The organism is Okeania sp. SIO2B9, assembly GCF_010672505.1.
Classification (GTDB): domain Bacteria; phylum Cyanobacteriota; class Cyanobacteriia; order Cyanobacteriales; family Microcoleaceae; genus Okeania; species Okeania hirsuta.
Map to the genome: position 1 here is coordinate 1 of NZ_JAAHGK010000023.1, position 17,837 is coordinate 17,837.

At 38.0% G+C, this 17,837-nt stretch carries 22 protein-coding genes and 1 pseudogene; 11 read left to right on the top strand and 12 right to left on the bottom strand.

Annotation, left to right across the window (positions count from 1 at the left end; genetic code table 11):
* Nucleotides 1-186 precede the first annotated feature (186 nt).
* The 3 genes from F6K13_RS01995 (at nucleotide 187) to F6K13_RS02005 (ending at nucleotide 1,928) form a co-directional block, all read left to right on the top strand.
* Complete coding sequence (locus tag F6K13_RS01995; protein WP_124143869.1) at nucleotides 187-663, top strand: ATP-dependent zinc protease; 477 nt, start codon at nucleotides 187-189, stop codon at nucleotides 661-663.
* Nucleotides 664-667: 4 nt separating this feature from the next.
* Nucleotides 668-1,573: a 30S ribosomal protein S6--L-glutamate ligase gene (gene rimK / locus F6K13_RS02000; RefSeq protein ID WP_124143868.1), complete on the top strand. Its 906-nt coding sequence runs from the start codon at nucleotides 668-670 to the stop codon at nucleotides 1,571-1,573.
* Nucleotides 1,574-1,676: 103 nt separating this feature from the next.
* On the top strand, nucleotides 1,677-1,928 hold the full coding sequence (locus F6K13_RS02005) for a hypothetical protein (RefSeq protein ID WP_287286734.1): 252 nt from the start codon (nucleotides 1,677-1,679) through the stop codon (nucleotides 1,926-1,928).
* A 165-nt stretch (nucleotides 1,929-2,093) separates the two neighbouring features.
* Here F6K13_RS02005 and F6K13_RS02010 read toward each other — a convergent pair whose 3' ends face one another.
* The 7 genes from F6K13_RS02010 to F6K13_RS02035 form a co-directional block, all read right to left on the bottom strand.
* Nucleotides 2,094-2,960, bottom strand: a complete 867-nt coding sequence (locus tag F6K13_RS02010) for a NifU family protein (RefSeq protein ID WP_124143867.1) — start codon at nucleotides 2,958-2,960, stop codon at nucleotides 2,094-2,096.
* 16 nt (nucleotides 2,961-2,976) lie between these two features.
* Nucleotides 2,977-3,201, bottom strand: coding sequence for a hypothetical protein (locus tag F6K13_RS02015; protein WP_124143866.1), 225 nt, complete (start codon nucleotides 3,199-3,201; stop codon nucleotides 2,977-2,979).
* Between the two features lie 650 nt (nucleotides 3,202-3,851).
* Nucleotides 3,852-3,962, bottom strand: a complete 111-nt coding sequence (locus F6K13_RS34850; RefSeq protein ID WP_124143865.1) for a zinc ribbon domain-containing protein — start codon at nucleotides 3,960-3,962, stop codon at nucleotides 3,852-3,854.
* A complete protein-coding gene (locus F6K13_RS02020; RefSeq protein WP_287286736.1) occupies nucleotides 3,955-4,242 on the bottom strand; it encodes a hypothetical protein in 288 nt (95 codons plus the stop codon). Before F6K13_RS02020 ends, F6K13_RS34850 begins: the two co-directional genes overlap by 8 nt.
* A 13-nt stretch (nucleotides 4,243-4,255) precedes the next feature.
* The gene (locus F6K13_RS02025) at nucleotides 4,256-5,254 is read right to left on the bottom strand and encodes a hypothetical protein (RefSeq protein WP_124143863.1); all 999 of its coding nucleotides are present in this window, start codon (nucleotides 5,252-5,254) and stop codon (nucleotides 4,256-4,258) included.
* 890 nt (nucleotides 5,255-6,144) lie between these two features.
* Nucleotides 6,145-7,791, bottom strand: coding sequence for a hydroxylamine reductase (gene hcp, locus F6K13_RS02030; protein WP_124143896.1), 1,647 nt, complete (start codon nucleotides 7,789-7,791; stop codon nucleotides 6,145-6,147).
* A gap of 516 nt (nucleotides 7,792-8,307) precedes the next feature.
* Nucleotides 8,308-8,634, bottom strand: coding sequence for a hypothetical protein (locus F6K13_RS02035; protein WP_124143862.1), 327 nt, complete (start codon nucleotides 8,632-8,634; stop codon nucleotides 8,308-8,310).
* Between the two features lie 36 nt (nucleotides 8,635-8,670).
* On the opposite strand from F6K13_RS02035, the gene F6K13_RS02040 reads away from it, so the two are divergent.
* A complete protein-coding gene (locus tag F6K13_RS02040; RefSeq protein WP_287286737.1) occupies nucleotides 8,671-8,868 on the top strand; it encodes a hypothetical protein in 198 nt (65 codons plus the stop codon).
* Between the two features lie 56 nt (nucleotides 8,869-8,924).
* Here the strand turns inward: F6K13_RS02040 and F6K13_RS02045 are convergent, their stop codons facing one another.
* From F6K13_RS02045 to F6K13_RS02055, 3 genes are all read right to left on the bottom strand, one after another.
* Nucleotides 8,925-9,188 (bottom strand): hypothetical protein, encoded by a 264-nt coding sequence (locus F6K13_RS02045; protein WP_124143861.1) that lies wholly within the window; start codon nucleotides 9,186-9,188, stop codon nucleotides 8,925-8,927.
* Between the two features lie 273 nt (nucleotides 9,189-9,461).
* On the bottom strand, nucleotides 9,462-9,923 hold the full coding sequence (locus F6K13_RS02050) for a hydrogenase maturation protease (protein ID WP_124143860.1): 462 nt from the start codon (nucleotides 9,921-9,923) through the stop codon (nucleotides 9,462-9,464).
* Between the two features lie 580 nt (nucleotides 9,924-10,503).
* On the bottom strand, nucleotides 10,504-10,818 hold the full coding sequence (locus F6K13_RS02055) for a helix-turn-helix domain-containing protein (RefSeq protein WP_240038827.1): 315 nt from the start codon (nucleotides 10,816-10,818) through the stop codon (nucleotides 10,504-10,506).
* Between F6K13_RS02055 and F6K13_RS02060 the strand changes: the two genes are divergently transcribed.
* Together F6K13_RS02060 and F6K13_RS02065 are read left to right on the top strand one after the other, a co-directional pair.
* A complete protein-coding gene (locus F6K13_RS02060; RefSeq protein WP_124154130.1) occupies nucleotides 10,736-11,848 on the top strand; it encodes a hypothetical protein in 1,113 nt (370 codons plus the stop codon). The genes F6K13_RS02055 and F6K13_RS02060 overlap by 83 nt on opposite strands.
* A gap of 148 nt (nucleotides 11,849-11,996) precedes the next feature.
* Nucleotides 11,997-12,236: a hypothetical protein gene (locus F6K13_RS02065; protein ID WP_124143858.1), complete on the top strand. Its 240-nt coding sequence runs from the start codon at nucleotides 11,997-11,999 to the stop codon at nucleotides 12,234-12,236.
* Here F6K13_RS02065 and F6K13_RS34855 read toward each other — a convergent pair.
* Both F6K13_RS34855 and F6K13_RS02070 read right to left on the bottom strand, forming a co-directional pair.
* On the bottom strand, nucleotides 12,201-12,308 hold the full coding sequence (locus tag F6K13_RS34855) for a hypothetical protein (RefSeq protein WP_240038826.1): 108 nt from the start codon (nucleotides 12,306-12,308) through the stop codon (nucleotides 12,201-12,203). The genes F6K13_RS02065 and F6K13_RS34855 overlap by 36 nt on opposite strands.
* Before the next feature lie 13 nt (nucleotides 12,309-12,321).
* Nucleotides 12,322-12,635 (bottom strand): annotated as a pseudogene (locus F6K13_RS02070) (AAA family ATPase); the annotation flags it as partial.
* A 311-nt stretch (nucleotides 12,636-12,946) separates the two neighbouring features.
* On the opposite strand from F6K13_RS02070, the gene F6K13_RS02075 reads away from it, so the two are divergent.
* From F6K13_RS02075 to F6K13_RS02095, 5 genes are all read left to right on the top strand, one after another.
* Entirely contained in the window at nucleotides 12,947-13,222 is a 276-nt protein-coding gene (locus tag F6K13_RS02075) for a hypothetical protein (protein ID WP_124143857.1), read from the top strand.
* Between the two features lie 104 nt (nucleotides 13,223-13,326).
* Nucleotides 13,327-13,548: a hypothetical protein gene (locus F6K13_RS02080; protein ID WP_153183405.1), complete on the top strand. Its 222-nt coding sequence runs from the start codon at nucleotides 13,327-13,329 to the stop codon at nucleotides 13,546-13,548.
* Nucleotides 13,549-13,856: 308 nt separating this feature from the next.
* Nucleotides 13,857-14,078, top strand: a complete 222-nt coding sequence (locus F6K13_RS02085; RefSeq protein ID WP_240038825.1) for a hypothetical protein — start codon at nucleotides 13,857-13,859, stop codon at nucleotides 14,076-14,078.
* A complete protein-coding gene (locus tag F6K13_RS02090) occupies nucleotides 14,075-14,968 on the top strand; it encodes an SUMF1/EgtB/PvdO family nonheme iron enzyme (RefSeq protein WP_124143855.1) in 894 nt (297 codons plus the stop codon). Before F6K13_RS02085 ends, F6K13_RS02090 begins: the two co-directional genes overlap by 4 nt.
* 633 nt (nucleotides 14,969-15,601) lie before the next feature.
* Nucleotides 15,602-17,837, top strand: a 2,236-nt coding sequence (locus F6K13_RS02095; protein ID WP_287286738.1) for a TIGR03032 family protein, incomplete at its 3' end; no start/stop codon positions are given.

Consider the following 17,837-nt stretch of genomic DNA (forward strand, 5'->3'; position numbering starts at 1 on the left):
TGCACCATTTTAAAAGTCAAAAATCAAAAGTTAAAAGCTGGAAATGGGGGAAAATTTACAACCTTCTTACTTACAGTAGATTCGGTGATTAATGTGGTACAACTAACAAGGTAAATATTTTTTGCTTATTCCCTATCTTGCTCCCCATCTTCCCTACTCCCTACTCCCTACTCCCTAAAACTAAAAATGAAACATCAAGAATTACCAATTATTGGCTGGCGGGAATGGATAGCATTACCCGAAATTGGCATTACTAAAATCAAGGCAAAAATCGATACTGGCGCTCGTACCTCTAGTTTACACGCTTTTGATATTGAGACTTTTGAAATTGATGGTAAACCAAGAGTAAAATTTAAAATTAATCCCCAACAACGAGATACGAATCAAACAGTAATTGCTGAAGCAGAATTAATAGATGAACGTAATGTTCGTAGTTCTAGCGGGCAAGCAGAATTACGCCCTGTGATTCTGACAGAAGTAAATTTAATGCAAAAAAAATGGCAAGTTGAGTTAACATTAACTAATCGGGAATTAATGGGATTTAGAATGTTATTGGGACGACAAGCTGTGCGGGGAATTTTCTTAATTAACCCAGGCAAATCTTATTTAGATAAAAAGGCAAAAATTAGTCAAAAAAAGGACAAAAAAAATGTTGGAAAATAATAAAATGAAAATCGCTATTTTATCAACTGAACCAAGTCTTTATTCAACTAGAAAATTGGTAGAAGCAGGGGAAAAACAAGGTCACGAAGTGCAAGTTATTGATTACTTGCGCTGTTATATGAATATTACTTCGATGAAGCCTCAAGTTATTTATAAAGGTGAACCTTTGGAAGGACTTGATGCTATAATTCCTCGCATTGGTGCTTCTAAAACATTTTATGGTACCGCTGTAGTTAGACAGTTTGAAATGATGGGAGTTTTTACCCCAAATCCTTCTCAAGCCATTTCTCGGTCTCGCGATAAATTACATTGTTTGCAATTATTAGCTAGAGATGGAATTGGATTGCCTGTAACTGGGTTTGCTAATTCTACTAAAGATATTGATGGTTTAATTAATACCGTGGGAGGTGCTCCTTTGGTCATTAAATTATTAGAAGGAACTCAAGGAATCGGAGTAGTTTTAACCGAAACTTATCAAGCGGCTAAGTCAGTTATTGAAGCTTTTCGTGGCTTGGATGCTAATATTTTAGTTCAAGAATTTATTAAAGAAGCAGGTGGTGCAGACTTGCGATGTTTTGTAGTAGGAGATAAAGTAATAGCATCTATGAAAAGACAGGGAGCTGAGGGTGAGTTTCGCTCCAACTTGCACCGGGGTGGTAAAGCAGAAAAAATTAAATTAACTCCTGAAGAACGTTCAACTGCTACCCGTTCAGCTAAAGCAATGGGGTTGAGAGTTGCTGGGGTAGATTTATTACGCTCTAATCATGGCCCTGTGGTGATGGAGGTGAATTCTTCTCCCGGTTTAGAAGGAATAGAAGCAGCTACAGGAGTAGATGTTTCTGGCAAGATAATTGAGTTTTTAGAGAAGAATGCAGAAAAAGGTCAAGTGCGCGATCGCATTGAAGATTGACAAGTTGTAGTTATATTATGTCCGGATAATTAGCGACCGTAAAGTTATTAGGTGGTAGGTTTCAACAATTAATAATTAATAATTAATAATTAATAATTAGGGTTTGCTGAAAAAGTCTTTTGGCAGGGGTAGGAGTCAGAGTAGATATTCACCCTTAGGTTTACACAAACGATACCAACGGACTCGATCTCCCCATCTCCCCATCTCCTCACACTCCCCATCTCTCCATCTCCCCACCCACTACCCGCTTTTAAAATTAGATAACCAACTTTTAACTACTCTAGAAAATACTTTAGCTAGTCCAGAGCAGATCGCAAGTCGGTTAACTAATATCAGTGATTCTTCTCTCATCTAATTGCTAGATCAAGTGGTTTTCTAGGAGACATAATCTATAAAAATAGGGCACATAAATATTATTGTGCCCCAGCATTTCCTAAAATAATTGTAGGGACGCTCCTTGGAATGTCCTTACATTCTTTTTCACAGATATCTAATTTCAAAACTTGAAACTTTTCTCTACCTAAAACTTAATCAAAATTCGACCGCTTCTTATAGTTACCGGATACTGTTGCAAGGTCATTTCTGGAGCAGTCAAACATTGTCCGGTTGCTAAGTTATATTTAAAGTTATGAAATGGGCAAGTGAGAATACCTTCTATTACTTCTCCTTCATCTAAAGGTTTGGCTAAATGACTACAACTATTACGATAGGCAATAACATCATTACCCACACGAGTCAAAATTAATTTCAACCCATCCATATCAACAGCTAAAATACCACCTTTCGGTATCTGGTCAATATTTGCTAAAGCAACCCAACCTGTTTCCTCTTGTGCAGCAAAGGGACTGGCAATAGTATTGCTTGTTTTTCCACTAACTGGAGTATTGACCGAAACCACATTTTTGATTTCCGGACAGTGGGTTTTAATTGCCTGCTCGACTCCATCTTTCATGGTTAAGGTTGAAGCAGGACAATTACTACAGTTTCCCACTAATTTTACTTCCACGGTATCCGGTAGTTTTATGGCAAGTAATTCCACATTGCCATTATGACTTTGCAAACCTGGACGCACTCTATCTAATGCCTGTTGAACCCTGATTTCTAGAGAAGGCGTAGGTGGTTTAATCAATTCGTGGTAGCGCAGTAGACTATAAACTACTTCATCTTGCACTGCCTGACGCAATGCTGGCATAGATTCCTGTTTAACACTACGAATTAATCGGGTTAAAGCTTCTTTGTGTAATGCTTCTATGGCATTTTTCAACCCTTCAACCACTACTTTTTGATTTTCATCCCAATGAGCGATCACCTGCTCAAAATGATTAATATCAGATACTAGAGATTCTAGACTCACAGACTCTTGCAAGGGAAGTTTGGCTTGAGTCATTTTTATTATTTTCTTCCTATTGCAACTTCAAATCTTTCAGCAAAAATGGCATAGAGATTCCAGTTGCCAAACTAGAAATAATAATTGGAAACAATAGTGTTGTTCCCATTTGTGCCATTACTATTAGTAATAGAGCACCAAAAGAAGTACCTATGGCTACTTGTTTGAAAAAATAAAATGGATTTCGTAGTAGTTTTCCTTTGAATAATAATTTGGTACTAAACCAACCGACTTCTAGCATAATTGTTTATCCTTTTTTCAACTGTTAGTTATTGTAGGGTTGCACGAATATATTCATTTATGTTCATTGCATGGTTTGAAGTTTGTAACAAATACTCAAACATTTAGGTAGTGATGCATTGTAATGGTGGTCTATTTTAATTATTTTGGTCAAGGACAAAAGCAGTGGAAGCATCTTGCTTCCTTGCTCGTATCTTGCTCCCATGAAGCACCATTGTTCATCCCCATCTACCATTACACAAGTAGGACTACCTGATTGTCAAACCTGTCGTTGCCAACCACTAAAATCTTTTCAAAGATTTACAAATATGATGCAGCAGATTTGATATACGAATCCATCAGCGAGGGAGACGCTCAACATCTGTGCATCTTACCTAAATCAATGTCTTGCTGCTTCATAAAACCGATATAAAACGTCTCTCTTGGTGCGCGTTCCCTCTCTTGGTCAGCATTCCCTCTCTTGGTCGGCATTCCCTTGCGTCTGATGCCGACGCGGGTTCCGACCGCAAGCGAGCTGGCATCGTCGCGGGGTCTGACCACTTGCGTCTTGCGCCGACGCGGGGTCGCACCGCATAATTAGTGACATTTTAATGTTTACTTCCTGCTTTCCTACGGAATGCTATGCAAACAACTGAGACCGTTGGCGGTTACTCATACACAGGCATTGACGGTCAAGCGGACCGCATTTTTTAAATTAATACTCGCATTCAGATCGCGGTCTATAGATATCCCACACTCAGGGCAGTCAAAGCTCCTAAACAAATTTTAAAATTGCCAAGCCAACAATAACTGCCGGAATCACACCAGCAGGGCCAAACAATCCACCAATCATGGCAGCTAGACTATAACCTAAATCTTTTCCTGCCAACCATATTCCACCAATAGCACCAGCAATAATCGAAATTCCGCTAGCAACTCCTAGCCAGAATATGGCTGTTAGTATTGTAATCTCTCCAGTAACTAAGTTACTGATAAAAATTTGAAAGCTGGGTATAGCCAAGTTTGTAATCAGAGTATTGACAACGGTAATTAGACCGCTCATTTTGTTTATTCTCCTATCTAGTAGTAACTGCTGAGTCAAAATCAAAAAGTGATAGTTCGCTTTCTACTGCTGCTAATGCTTCGGAAACTATTGTTGCTCTTTCTACTTGGCTATACTGACAAAAAATTGCTTGAGCTTCTTCATAGAGCATTTTTGCCTGGAGTAGATTTTGCTGATTTCCTGTTTCTGGATGTTTTGGATTATCTGGTAAGTTGTATAGCAGGTTGGCTTTATTAGAGATAGTGGCTGCATACTCTAATGGTGTATCTTTTGCTGTACGGACTTTCAAGGCTTCATTGTATGCAGTCAATGCCCGCAAATTATTGTCTATCGGATGCAGACTGGGGAGGTATTGTAAGGCATTGGCCAGATTGTTCTGCAACATCGCGTATTCGTTGGGATGTTCGATGAGGTTAACTACCTTTAATGCTTCCTCAAATGATTGTACTGCCATTGCTTGTCGCATACCCTCTCTTTCTGGAGATAGGGTCATCGAGAGATAAGCGATCGCGATGTTATTCTGCAATATGGCATATTCTTGTGGGTGTTTATCTGCGGTAAATATTAGTAACCCCCGCTGATATGCTTCTATTACCTGTTTCATTGTTGCCAAGTTAAAACTAACTAATGCTTGTAATACCAAGCCTAAATTCATTTCTGCTTCTGCAACTTCTTCAGGTATTCCTTCTTCCCTTAATATTTCTAGGGCAGTTTCATAAGCTTCTCTTGCCTCTAGCAATAGATCGGGTCCTTCTCCTGGCATAGCTCTTAAGGCTGTTGCCATTCCTACCAATGCTCTTGCTTGCAGCAGAGGATAATCGTTGCTGGATAATTCTATCGCTTGTTGATATAGGCCAATAGCATTATCCAGTTGTTTAGGGTCTTTTGGTTTTTGTTGCAACCCATTTGCCATTTCTATCAGCATCTGAATTTTTTCTGAAACATTTGCTGATTCAGATTCAATGGCATTCAGTGCTGCTCTAACGGAGGTATCACTAATAGTTTGAAGCACAATTTTTAATAAATTAGTATTTTTAACAAAAATATGTTGTTTTTTTTATGATTATCCAAGTTTAACTTTCAAGTTATTTTTATTTTATCAATATTCTTAATTCCCCTCTTATTGTTTATACTCTTTTTATATTTTTGCCGAATTTGAGTAATATTATCGATCGCATACTACGCTAAATCCGGCGTTCGACATAACCAATATTGATGAAGGTAAAGAAGAAGGCAGAGGGATTAGAGAGGAAGCAGAGCAGACTAATTTTTTGATGAAAACGATACTTTAAATACCATTTACTACTAAAAAAAACTGTTATCTTGGTTACTTATAGCAATGTGCGCTGGCATATTTACAAATGACAAGAGGTGTCCAATAGCTAAAAGCCTTATATTATCAGTTTTTTATTCCCCCTTCCGGAGCTGTTGCCTTCCGGAGCTGTTGCCTGCGCACAGCGCTATATTTAGATGAAAATAAAATTGGTATTAATAACCGTAGGTTGGGTAGAACGAAGTGTTAGCGGAGCTTATCCGTTAGGATAAACCCAACCTACATTTTTAGGTGTCTCGGTCCACTACCAATAGCTAACTCCTGACTCCTGATCTCTGACTCCTGATCTTAATACAGATATTCTATTAGACATCTCCAGAAAAGAGGCAACAGGCAACAGCCCCGGAAAGCAACAGGGAACCCACCCCGATCCCCTCCTGGGAGGGGAATAATTGATAATTTATGGATAAGAATTGATTTTATTTCTGATTTTTACCAGATGTCTATTTGAATACAAATTTAAAAATTCATGCTATTCAAATCCTTTCTTTACTTCTAACTACTAAATCCTGAATTCTGACTCCTGAGTTCTGACTCCTGACTCCTTAGCTATACGATAAACATCCCAGTCAACCTAAACAAGCAGCTAAATCTTCATCCGGAGTAGCGATCGCCTGTAAATTATACTTTTGGCTTAACAACTGGAACACATTGGGCGAAATAAACGCTGGTAAAGTTGGCCCCAACCGAATATCCTGAATTCCCAAATATAACAAAGTCAACAATACAGCTACCGCCTTCTGCTCATACCAAGACAAAATCATCGACAACGGCAACTCGTTCACACCCATATTAAACGCTTTTGCCAAACCTACAGCAATTTGAATAGCTGAATAAGCATCATTACATTGACCAACATCCATCAACCGAGGAATTTCCCCAATCATACCCATTTCTCGATCGAAAAAGCGGAACTTACCACAAGCAAGGGTCAAAACCACACAATCTTCTGGAACCTTTTCCACAAACTCCGTATAATAATTGCGGTCAGGTTTTGCTCCATCGCAACCACCTACTAAAAAGAAATGACGAATTTTTCCTTGCTTGACCGCCTCTACTACAGTATCAGCAACATTCAACACTGTATTCCGAGCAAAACCAACCATTACCTGTTTTGGTTCTCCATCTTCAGTAAACCCAGGCATCGACAACGCCTTTTGAATTACAGAAGTAAAATCAGGCATACCATCTGTTGTCGCATCTAAATGAGTCATTCCGGGATATCCCACCGGACCAATACTAAACAACTTATCCTCATAATTTTCATGGGGAGGCATCAAACAATTAGTTGTCACAATAACTGGGCCAGGGAATTTAGCAAAATCCTTAGTTTGATTCTGCCAAGCGGTGCCATAATGACCGTAGAAGTGAGAATATTGTTGCTTCAAAAGCGGATAACCGTGGGCAGGTAAAAGTTCTCCATGAGTGTAGACGGTAATGCCAGTATTCGCAGTTTGTTTTAAGATTTCTGCGAGTTGTCTAATATCATGACCGGAAACTAAAATTGCTTTTCCTGTCCGGGGGTTCAACGGTACGGTAGTGGGAACAGGATGACCATAGGTTTTGGTATGACCTGCATCTAAAAGTTCCATTGTTTTGAGATTAATTTCTCCCACTTTCAATGCTAGGTTTACCCAGTCATTAAGGGTAAGGTCTTGGTTATCCAAGGCAACTAATGCTTCGGCGATGAAGTCATAATTTTTTTCATCTTCTTCTCCCAACTCCTGAGCGTGGAAATTGTAAGAGGCAACTCCTTTGATGCCATAAATAACGGTGAGTTTGAGAGAGAAGATATCAACATTACTGCCAGACTGAGTAATAAATTTCAGGGAAGCATTTTCGCCTTGGAGAGATAAGCTTTCTGTATAGTCTGGTTGGTAGTTAGCTAAAGCAGACCATTGAATAGATGTATTAGTTTCTTGAATTTTGGTTTTCAGGTTTTCCCGGTGAGCGATCGCCTGCTTGATATATTCAGCAAAACTTTTTTTGTTAAAGTTAACATTTGTCATTGTGGCAAATATTGACTCACAGATGAAAACGTCTATTTCTCTAGTGGGAATATTTAATTCTTTTGCTCGGAGTCTGACTTCTGCCAACCCACGCAAGCAGTAAACCAATAAATCTTGTATGGCGTTGATTTCTGGACTTTTGCCACAAGCTCCCCATTGATGACATCCTTGGCCACTGGCAGTTTGTTCGCATTGTTCGCAAAACATAGACATAATTTTTTTCTCCTATTTGGTGTTCTTTACTGTAGTTTCGTTTCGGTGCGTTACGCTACCGCTAACACACCCTACTGGACTACTGGACTGACACACTTTAAATGTTGCATTAGATGGGAGATGGGGGGATGGGGGATGAGGGGATCAAGACACCTAGAAACAAAAATCTATTGCACAGTTTTAGCTGTGTCAGTCTACTACTGACTAGCTGTATTGACTAGCTATAAACTATTATATTTCTTCAAAGGACTTAATTTCATTAAAACTTAATATTTCTATATACAACAAAATCAAGTTCGATGGATGTATTTTAATAGTAAAAAAATCAGAATAAATAACCGATTTCAACTATTAATATTCCCCAAGATATCGAACTTGATTTAGTATTTTACAGCAGTTTCCGAAGCTATGATGTACAGTTTTTTTATTCTTTTCTGTTCCCTGTTCCCTGTTCCCTGTTCCCTTAAACCTAAAATTTTGTACCTCATAACAACGGGAAACGCTGTATATTCAAACTTTTGCTGTTGCAGACATTTGTGAATTACGCTCAAAGCTAATCATATTAGCAATAGATTCTGGTAATTCCTGCAAATCATCTGTATCTTGAGAACCACTTAAAGGAGAGACAAAAGTATAACAAGGGTCACATTCACCCGTATCATAAACCTGAAGAATCCAATAATCAGGATATCCTTCTATTGCTACTTCCACAATATACCAATTAGGCTCTTGTTTCGTATTTCTAATAGTAAACCATTCTTGTTCTGTCTGGGGAATTTCCCAATCATTCCCCAAAAAATCAATGGCTAATTTTTCTGCTTCTGTCTGAGAAAACATAACATTAACTATCTACATGATCTTTATCAAAATAATATGGGTCGCGCAACCCCGCTTTTTAAGGCGAAATATTTTTGGAGCGAAGCTCAAATTCCCTACTTCCCCTCCTGGATCCCCTCCTGGGAGGGGCGGGGGTGGGTTGGGTTAGGGGGTGGGTTAACTTTTGACTTCATTAACCCTTATGGGTTTAATACCCCACCGTCACCAGGGGTGCAAATGCGGTTGGTGGGGTGAGAATACCCATCAACTCCATTCTCCTGACTCTTGACTCCTGAGGACTGACTCCTTCTTCAATGGGCAGGTGTTGTAGCAGCTTCAGGGTCAGGATATAATCCTAATTGTTTAGCTAATTCACGAGCAAGATGGAATAAAAATTTAGCACCATCTTGATTACCATGATGAATTTGTGCTTGACCAACTTGCATTAAAACTGACACAAAACCAGCATCAACTAATTCAATATTTTCATCTAAAACATCAGGTTCTTTTCCATTAGGACATTTCACTAATTTATCAATTAATTCATAATATTGTTCTGTTCTTTGTTCGTTCATGATAATTTCCTTGTGTTAAAGTAGTGGTCAGCAATTAGCCATCAGCTATCAGCTTTTTCTTTGGCTTTACTTGACTTTCAGAAAAACTGATAGATGGCTAAATTTAAGGAAGAAGAAATAAGCTAAAAAGACAAATTTTCCACTCCTAATTCTCAATTTCCAGTAATTGATAACTAAGTAAATAAGAACAATATTTGTATATTTACTACTCAGTTATATTTCCTGTTCTCTGTTCCCTCATGCCAAAATTTTAAATTAATTTTGCACGGGTACTTAATCAATTAAAGTTGATATAAGTTCTTGAAAAACCTTCTCAGCAGAATGCTGAACTACAGAAGAAAGTTCTAGACCAAAATCCAAATTTTCAGCTTCTATTAAATAGACAATTACATCTTGAGGAAAATCCTCTCGAAATATTTTTCGACCCACCGCCAAAGCATTATCCCAACGAAAATCATGCAAACTATAACTAGGTTCTGGCAGTGCTTCCAACTCCGAACTAGGAACTTTAAATATTGCACCTGGTTCAGAACCTGTAGCACTAGCATCCAGAATAATTAATTGCTGAGTTCCCCGTGCCTGAAACATCACTTCCATTCCCGCAGTACCGCAGTCATAAACCCGGACATTCGGATGAGGATGTTCAGTCAAATATTGCTGCAAGCGTTGAGCAATAATTACTCCTACCCCATCATCACTACGGTTAAGATTACCGCAACCAATAATTGTCAACATTATTTATTTGTTAGTAAGCATTTCCTCCGGAATGCTGCGCAAACAGCCGTCAGCACTTCCCTACGGGATGCTACGCAAACAGCCATCAGCTATTGCTTTGAGTTTGAGATCAAAGCTTGACTAATTGTCAGAATTTATACTTACTATAAAAACTGGCTGAAACAGTCTATATTCATTAAAGCCTCCTCATGAGAGCTGATAGCTGACCGCTGAGCGCTGACTGCTATTTCAAGTGGGGTATTAGATGTGCTGAAAAGTAGATTTTATCTAGATTTATTAACTTTACGTCCTCAACACTAACCCATTTTTTAAACTGTTTTTGTAATCTGGTAACATATATTTGAAGTCAGAATTGGTAGGGGCGTTAGCGGCAGCTCTGCGTCAGTAAATGGCCATTCGCCCGTACAGAAGTCAGAAGTTAATTTATTGCTGTGACTGAAGCAGGAAAATTTGAGAATATTCACGATCGCTCTGTCTACTGAATATATTGGGAAGCAAGCTATAGCATTAAATTGTTAAAAATATAATAATTATAAGAAAAACTTTAGATTTCGAATATATTTATCGCTCAATACTCAAGCTAACTTTTGCAGTGTTTTGCTAAAGTCTCTGAAGGCAACTCCCCAAACATGGCTTTGTAATCTCTAGTAAAATGACTCGGACAGTAGAACCCAAATTCATTAGCAAGGAAGACGATGGAACAATTTTCTGGTTCGCTTGCTTTCAGGCGTTGTCGCACTGCATTAAGTCGTCGTATCTTGAGATAGCGCATCGGACTCACGCCAAATAAGTCTTTAAAACCAGGGGAAAAGTTGCAACAGATCCCCGAAAATTCTCCAGACTTCAAAGAGGCACTTGTTAAAGTCTTACCCAAGTTGGTTGAAAAATTGCCCAAGATTCCCGAGGATCTTCCTGAATTTGAAGAATTATTTAGCGATGCTTTCCCCGAGGCAGCAGAACAATTGAAGCTCGAACCCAATACTTTATACCTTGGGGAGAAAGAGTTCCCCAATATTGGGTATATCGTAGTAATGCGACTCTATGTCCCCGATAAGGGAACAAACCTGCTGGGGGATACGGAATTACCCGAGGCGAAAATTATCAGGGAAAATGGTAGGGTCATTGAGGGCGATGCACTCTGCAGAAACAAATACTCCAAGTTCAAAGGCAGTATGGGTAGTGTTTATCCAAGTCCAGCATTCGATCCAGTTGCTTATAAAGCAGAGCGCGATCGCACGGAGTGGTACAACCAAGACAGACCTGATACTTGGCCTGCCCAAGATCCTCCCTACATCATCCGCGAGTGGACTGCAAAGTATAATTTCTGTGCTAACTTTGAGCAAGGCCCCGATAACGCAGATCAGTGCCCTCAACCTACAGATCCGAATGTTGGTTCCGGCGGATTTATCAATTCGACAACGGTTTATCTGACGACGTGGATGGATCGCAATTTTGGGGAAATCTTGGTCTTGCGAGGCAAAAAACCTAAGACTCCCAAGACCTATTTTGGTAATAAAATCTTCAATCGCACGAGGGATGCTGAAATGCGCTATTTTTCTTGGTCTACAGACGAGCCTCTGTCTCGATCACGAGTTATTGATAGCGTCTTTGACGAAGAGATTCCAGTGGATGAAAACGGTTATTACACCGTAGTTGTCAGTCGGCCATCCTATCGTCCGAAGAATGCAAATTATGAATGTGGTTATGCCTGGTTAGAGTTTCCAGCCGCCGGTGATGGGTTTGGGGATATGTACCTAGGCGAGCTCCGGAACCGTTGGCAAATGCAGATGAATGAGTTTGAATACGCACCCCAAAATACCAAAATCCCTGGTGACGAACCGGAGGTTATGGGTGAGTATTTCCCCCAGGGTACATATTATAAGACTCCTGAACAGTTTGACAATGATTTTCCGTGTAAGTCATAACCAGTTCCATTACCTGTTAACTAGCGCGATCCTCTATCGCAATTGCTTGAACTAGCTTTGAGGGTGGGTATTGCCCACTCTCTTTACCAAGACAACATACTTTACAAAAACCGATCTTCAAACAATTTAGTTTTAGGACTTAAAAAGTATGACACAAACAACACAAAAGCTACAAAGTGCAGAAGTTGATTTTGCAACGGTTGCAAATGTCGTTGATTTAGATGTTCTAGTTAAAAATACTCATGAGGGAAAAGGGGTATTTGCAGCTCGAAATTTTCAGAAAGCAGAAGTTGTTGTGATTGGCAAACCTGTTAAGTTTGTTCCTGAAAGAACATGGTTGCAGGACTGCCACTTATTTTTTCCTTTGATCGATCGGTTTAGAAGTTAAAACTAAGTGTAAACGAGCATGAATCAAACTTAACTCCGCCAAACCTAAATCTAGACTGCCATCCAAAACCACCCCAGTATTAATGATAATGATGTTTCAGTTCATCCTCAACTTTTAATACGGTATGGATATAATTATCCACAACTTTTTTCCTAGTATATCCAGATTGATTACCTATTAAATCTGAGGTTTTAAATTCGTCATCCCCAAACATTAAAACAATGGGTTGACGACGTAGATGAGCAAGGTGTAATGCAAGGGTTGTTTTGCCTACTCCTGCGGGACCCCGTAAATGAACTGAATAGCCAGATTTTAAATAACGCAAAGCACGTTGAGCTACACGTTCAACACCGGGGGTGCTGACAAATTGTTGGGTGAGACATTAAGTACAGTAGTCATTTTCAGTTATCAGTTATAACAGGGAATAGAGAATAGGGAATAGGGAATAGTTATGAGATATAGGTTGGGTTGAGCGTTAGCGTTTCGCTGCGCGACATGAAAAGCGCAGCTTATCCGGAGGATAAACCCAACAAAATGTTAGTGGTGTTGGGTTTCATTCTTCAACCCAACCTACGTCTTCTAACAAAACCCCTATAATACCAACAATCAAGGATGAAAAACAACAAGTAATTATCAATTATCCATTATCAATTATCAATTATTTAGACGTAGTCTATAAAAATACTAAAGGATTAATCTATATTCAAGATTTGTACTCTAAAGGCAAAGCAAGTAATCTCTATACCCTAGATATAGAATCAGGAAAAACAGTCTTAATTGGTTCTATAGGTATGCATATAGTTGATATTGCTTTTTGTGTAAATATACTCTATGGTATTCGGTGGCGTGACCAAAAAACAACAGATTTAGTCAGAATAAATCCCACTACTGCCAAAACTACAATTATTGGTAAATTAGGTAATAGTAAAGTAGCTAGTTTAGCTTTTTCTAAACATAGAAAAACTCTCTATGCAATGGGCTATTAAATATTATTAATAGTAAATGTAAAGACTGGTGCAAGAAGAGTTATTAGGTCTGATAAATCTTATTCTCCTTATCTTGGTTACGTTGGTGGGACAAAGATGGTAATTTGTTGTTAACAGGAGCAGAAAGGGCAGAACTAGAAAAAGCTCGTGCTGAACAAGCTGAACAACAGGCTCAACAGGAACGTCAACGAGCTGAACAAGCTGAACAAGCACGAATAAATGCTGTTTCTCAACTATTAGCAACAGGAATGGATGTGGCACAAGTTGCACAAATTCTTAATTTCGCTGTTGAGGAAGTGAGAGAAATTTCTGACAGTTATAGCTGAAGTCAGAAACCAGAAGTCAGAAGTTAAGTTCTTTAGTTTAATAATCAGAACTTGGGCGATCGCTCTATTTTGAGGGTGAGTTGCCACCAAGTTAAATTTTCCTGTACCTAGAAATTATCCTGAAAATTAGAGTAATATAGAATCCTGCTGAAAAGTTGTCATTGTGATGATAGGAAGCAATCTCGCACAACCCCTGAGATTGCTTCCTTCCACGGAGTAACCGTCGCAATGACTTGGAATAACAAATCATCCGGATTTAATATGATGTCCTGGAATGGAATAGCAGTTAAATTTACCAAGAATTATATATGGCCACCAGATTAATTGAATTAGAAGATGGTATTTTAGTTGAGGCAGAAGTCCCAGACAATGAAGCCAAACCTATTTCTACTAATCTTATTAAAGAAGTTAAGTCTAGTTTTGCTAAAGTTAAACCTATATTAATTAGTATTAGTCGTCCTATTGCTGAAGCTTGGCAAGAAATTAATAAAGATATGGAAATTGAACAAGCTGAAAAAGTCAGAGAATGAGTAATTTAGAAGAATTTATTGTTTTAATTACCAGTGCTAGTGACAACTCTTTCAAAGCAGATGTTATTGGCACTGGATTTGCTTTTTATCGAGAGGATAATTATACTTATTTGCTAACCTGCGCTCATGTTATTGAGGATGTGGGTGGTGAGGAAAATGTTTTGGTTAATAATATTCCAGCAAAAGTTTTAGCAATAGGAGATATTACGGGTTTTGATTTAGCAGTGTTGGGAGTTGAAAAGCTGAATGTGCCACTTTTCCATTTAATAAGTTTATCTGAAGCAAAAAATCGAAACTTTCGGACAGCAGGTCATTATCTCTATGGTGAAGAGAAAAAAATCTTGCTGGAAACTGTTGATGGAACTTTTGGGAAAAAGCGTTTCGTTCGTCAAAATGATGAAAGAGTGGCAGTTTGGAATTTGTTAGTTGATGAAGGCGATCGCCTCCGTAGAGGTTATAGTGGCGCACCTGTTGTTGACTGGGGAACTGGTCATGTGTTGGGTATAGCTACCAATATGAAGAAAGATGGAGCGGAGGGGTTAGCTATTTCTATAGAAGCTTTGAAGAAAATTTGGCCTCAAATGCCTCCTGCTATTTCTTATTTTTACCAAGAAAAATTTGATGTGATAACGGTAAATAACAAAGGTGAAGAAATTGAGCGTCGTTCCAATGAAGCAGTATTTTTTACTGAAGATTTGGGTAATGGTATGGTGTTGGAAATGGTGGCTATTCCTGGTGGTACTTTTCTTATGGGTTCGCCGAAAAATGAAGTCGGAATATATGGCGAAAGTCCTCAACATAAAGTTACTCTGCAACCTTTTTATATAAGTAAATACCCTGTTACTCAAAACCAATATCAAGCCATTATGTTTGAAAATCCCTCTCACTAAATAGAAAACTGTTCCGGAACATATTTTGAAGTTGAGACAGCTATAGCTAATCTGCGATAGTAACCTGTTGCGATAAATAACCAAAAATAGAAAACTGTTCCGGAACATATTTTGAAGTTGAGACAGCTATAGCTAATCTGCGATAGTAACCTGTTGCGATAAATAACCAAAAATAGGAAACTGTTCCGGAACATATTTTGAAGTTGAGACAGCTATAGCTAATCTGCGATAGTAACCTGTTGCGATAAATAACCAAAAATAGAAAACTGTTCCGGAACACATTTTGAAATTGAACCAACTATAGTGGATGAGCTATAGTACCCTGTTCCAACAGAGATATTGCTTTGAATTTCAGCACAAATAAAGGAAGAAGTAATAAACAAATCGAGAAAAAAAGGAAAAACAATCGAAATTGGTATTATTAGGATTGGAGAAGTTATTTTTAGATATAATTTGCAGCCTTTTTTTGTAGCATTATTTTTTCACGCTTGGTATTAAGTGTTCTAGAAATTAAAAATCACCAAATTTTATATAGGAATTCGTCTGGAGTTTGGTAATAGTCCGGATTCAGAGTTATTTTTATTGTTTAATATAGTTATACCTATTTTGACCCTAACTTTAGATCACCTGACAATGAATAATCAAACTAATGCTCCTGTTAATACCGACAATTATTTATTAAGAAGCGTACACACAAATAACTTCCCCAAAATTTTAGACCAGTTAGGCATTTCTTTAGTTGTCTCCACTTATCAAGCAGGTAAATTAATCGTATTGCGTGCCGATAATGGGGTAATTAATACTCATTTTCGCACCTTTAATAAACCCATGGGATTAGCAGCAACTCACGAAAAAATTGCCTTGGGAACTGCTTATCAAATTTGGGATTTTCGCAACGTTCCAGCAGTAGGAGAAAAATTAGAACCTGCTGGTAAACATGATGCTTGTTATTTACCTAGAAATATTCATGTGACTGGGGATATTGATGTTCACGAAATGGCTTGGGTAAAGGATGAATTATGGTTTATTAATACTCGTTTTTCTTGTCTCTGTACTCTTGGTCATCCTAATAGTTTTGTACCTAGATGGAGACCTCCTTTTATTAGTGGATATGACTTAACAGACCGCTGTCATTTGAATGGATTATGTTTAAAAAATGACCTACCAAAATATGCTACAGCTTTAGGAGAAACTGATATTGCTGCTGGTTGGAGAAATAATAAAGCTAATGGTGGGATATTAATGGATATAGAAACAAATGAAATATTGATGCGGGGTTTATCTATGCCTCATTCTCCTAGATGGTATCAGGAACAATTATGGTTATTAGAATCAGGAAATGGGAGTTTGGCAAAAGTTAATTTAAACGAGAGAAAATTAGAAACTATTGCTAAGTTGCCTGGGTTTACTCGTGGTATAGATTTTTGGGGAAATTTAGCATTTATTGGTTTATCACAAGTTAGAGAAACTGCTGTTTTTACTGGGATGCCAATTACTCAACTTCAGGAAAGAATATGTGGGGTATGGGTAGTAAATATTTTAACTGGAGAAACTATTGCTTTTTTAAGATTTGAAGAAGGAGTTCAAGAAATATTTTCTGTGGCAGTTTTGCCGAATATTCGCTTTCCTGAAATTATTGAATGGGATGAAAATTTACTTGCTAGTTCTTATGTTTTACCGGATGAAGCTTTAGCAGAAACAGTACAACCAGCTTCAGAAATAGCCAAATCGGAAACTCATTTAATCAAAGGAAATCAGTTCTATCAAGAAGGTAAATTAGTAGAAGCGATCGCTGAGTATCAAGAATGTTTGAAGTTACAACCGGATTTGACGAGAGCTAAATATAATTTGGGGGTAGCTTTAGGAGATAATCAACAGTATGAAGCAGCAATTAATGTTTTACAACAGGTAATTAGGACAGAGCCAGATAATGCGGATGCTCATAACAGTCTTGCTTATGCTTATAGTCAAAAAGGTGAATTAGCAGCAGCAATTAAACATTATGAAGAGGCAATTAATCTTAATGGTAGTTTTGCCAAAGCTCATTTTAATTTAGGCATGACATTGTTGAAAAATGGAGATTTTAAACGGGGATTTGCTGAATGTGAATGGCGTTGGAAAACTTCAGAATTTACTCCCTTTCAATGTCCTCATCCCCGATGGAAAGGGGAAGATATTATGGATAAAACTTTGCTAATTCATACCGAACAAGGAGTAGGAGATGCTATTCAATTTATTCGCTATATTCCTCTAGTGGCAAAACGCTGTCAACAGATTATTTTAGTATGTACGCCAGAGTTAATTCCTATTTTTAAAAGTGTTCCAGGAATTGATAAATTAATGCCACCAGGAGAACTAAAATTATCAGAATTTGATGTTTATGTACCCTTGATGAGTTTACCTTATATTTTTGACACAACTTTAGAAACAATTCCTGTTGAAATTCCTTATTTAAGATACCCCAATACTAACTCTATTAACCTTCCCGACGCGCTATATAAAGTAGGTATTGTTTGGGCAGGGAGTCCTACTCATAAAAATGACCATAATCGTTCCTGTAAATTAACTGACTTTTTACCAATTTTGCAAGTACCTGGAGTAAAATTTCATAGTCTGCAAAAAGGAGAAAGAACTCAAGAATTAACTAAAATATCTGCCAATATTCAGATAGAAGATATGAGTTCTCAGTTAAATAATTATGCTGATACAGCAGCAGTAATAGATCGACTAGATTTGGTAATTACTGTTGATACTTCTGTGGCACATTTAGCAGGAGCATTAGGTAAACCTGTATGGACTTTATTATGTTTTAATGCTGATTGGCGTTGGTTACAGGAAGGAGAAAATACATTTTCTCCTTCCTGTAACA

What these genes read in the sequence shown, in the direction of transcription:
- F6K13_RS02035 (WP_124143862.1), bottom strand. Translation starts at nt 8,634, where the DNA reads ATGTTTTCTCAGACAGAAGCAGAAAAATTAGCCATTGATTTTTTGGGG.
- F6K13_RS02020 (WP_287286736.1), bottom strand. Translation starts at nt 4,242, where the DNA reads ATGAGCGGTCTAATTACCGTTGTCAATACTCTGATTACAAACTTGGCT.
- F6K13_RS02015 (WP_124143866.1), bottom strand. Translation starts at nt 3,201, where the DNA reads ATGCTAGAAGTCGGTTGGTTTAGTACCAAATTATTATTCAAAGGAAAA.
- F6K13_RS02010 (WP_124143867.1), bottom strand. Translation starts at nt 2,960, where the DNA reads ATGACTCAAGCCAAACTTCCCTTGCAAGAGTCTGTGAGTCTAGAATCT.
- F6K13_RS02050 (WP_124143860.1), bottom strand. Translation starts at nt 9,923, where the DNA reads ATGTTGACAATTATTGGTTGCGGTAATCTTAACCGTAGTGATGATGGG.
- F6K13_RS02065 (WP_124143858.1), top strand. Translation starts at nt 11,997, where the DNA reads ATGACACAAACAACACAAAAGCTACAAAGTGCAGAAGTTGATTTTGCA.
- hcp (WP_124143896.1), bottom strand. Translation starts at nt 7,791, where the DNA reads ATGTTTTGCGAACAATGCGAACAAACTGCCAGTGGCCAAGGATGTCAT.
- F6K13_RS01995 (WP_124143869.1), top strand. Translation starts at nt 187, where the DNA reads ATGAAACATCAAGAATTACCAATTATTGGCTGGCGGGAATGGATAGCA.
- F6K13_RS02040 (WP_287286737.1), top strand. Translation starts at nt 8,671, where the DNA reads ATGGGTCGCGCAACCCCGCTTTTTAAGGCGAAATATTTTTGGAGCGAA.
- rimK (WP_124143868.1), top strand. Translation starts at nt 668, where the DNA reads ATGAAAATCGCTATTTTATCAACTGAACCAAGTCTTTATTCAACTAGA.
- F6K13_RS02045 (WP_124143861.1), bottom strand. Translation starts at nt 9,188, where the DNA reads ATGAACGAACAAAGAACAGAACAATATTATGAATTAATTGATAAATTA.
- F6K13_RS02090 (WP_124143855.1), top strand. Translation starts at nt 14,075, where the DNA reads ATGAGTAATTTAGAAGAATTTATTGTTTTAATTACCAGTGCTAGTGAC.
- F6K13_RS02085 (WP_240038825.1), top strand. Translation starts at nt 13,857, where the DNA reads ATGGCCACCAGATTAATTGAATTAGAAGATGGTATTTTAGTTGAGGCA.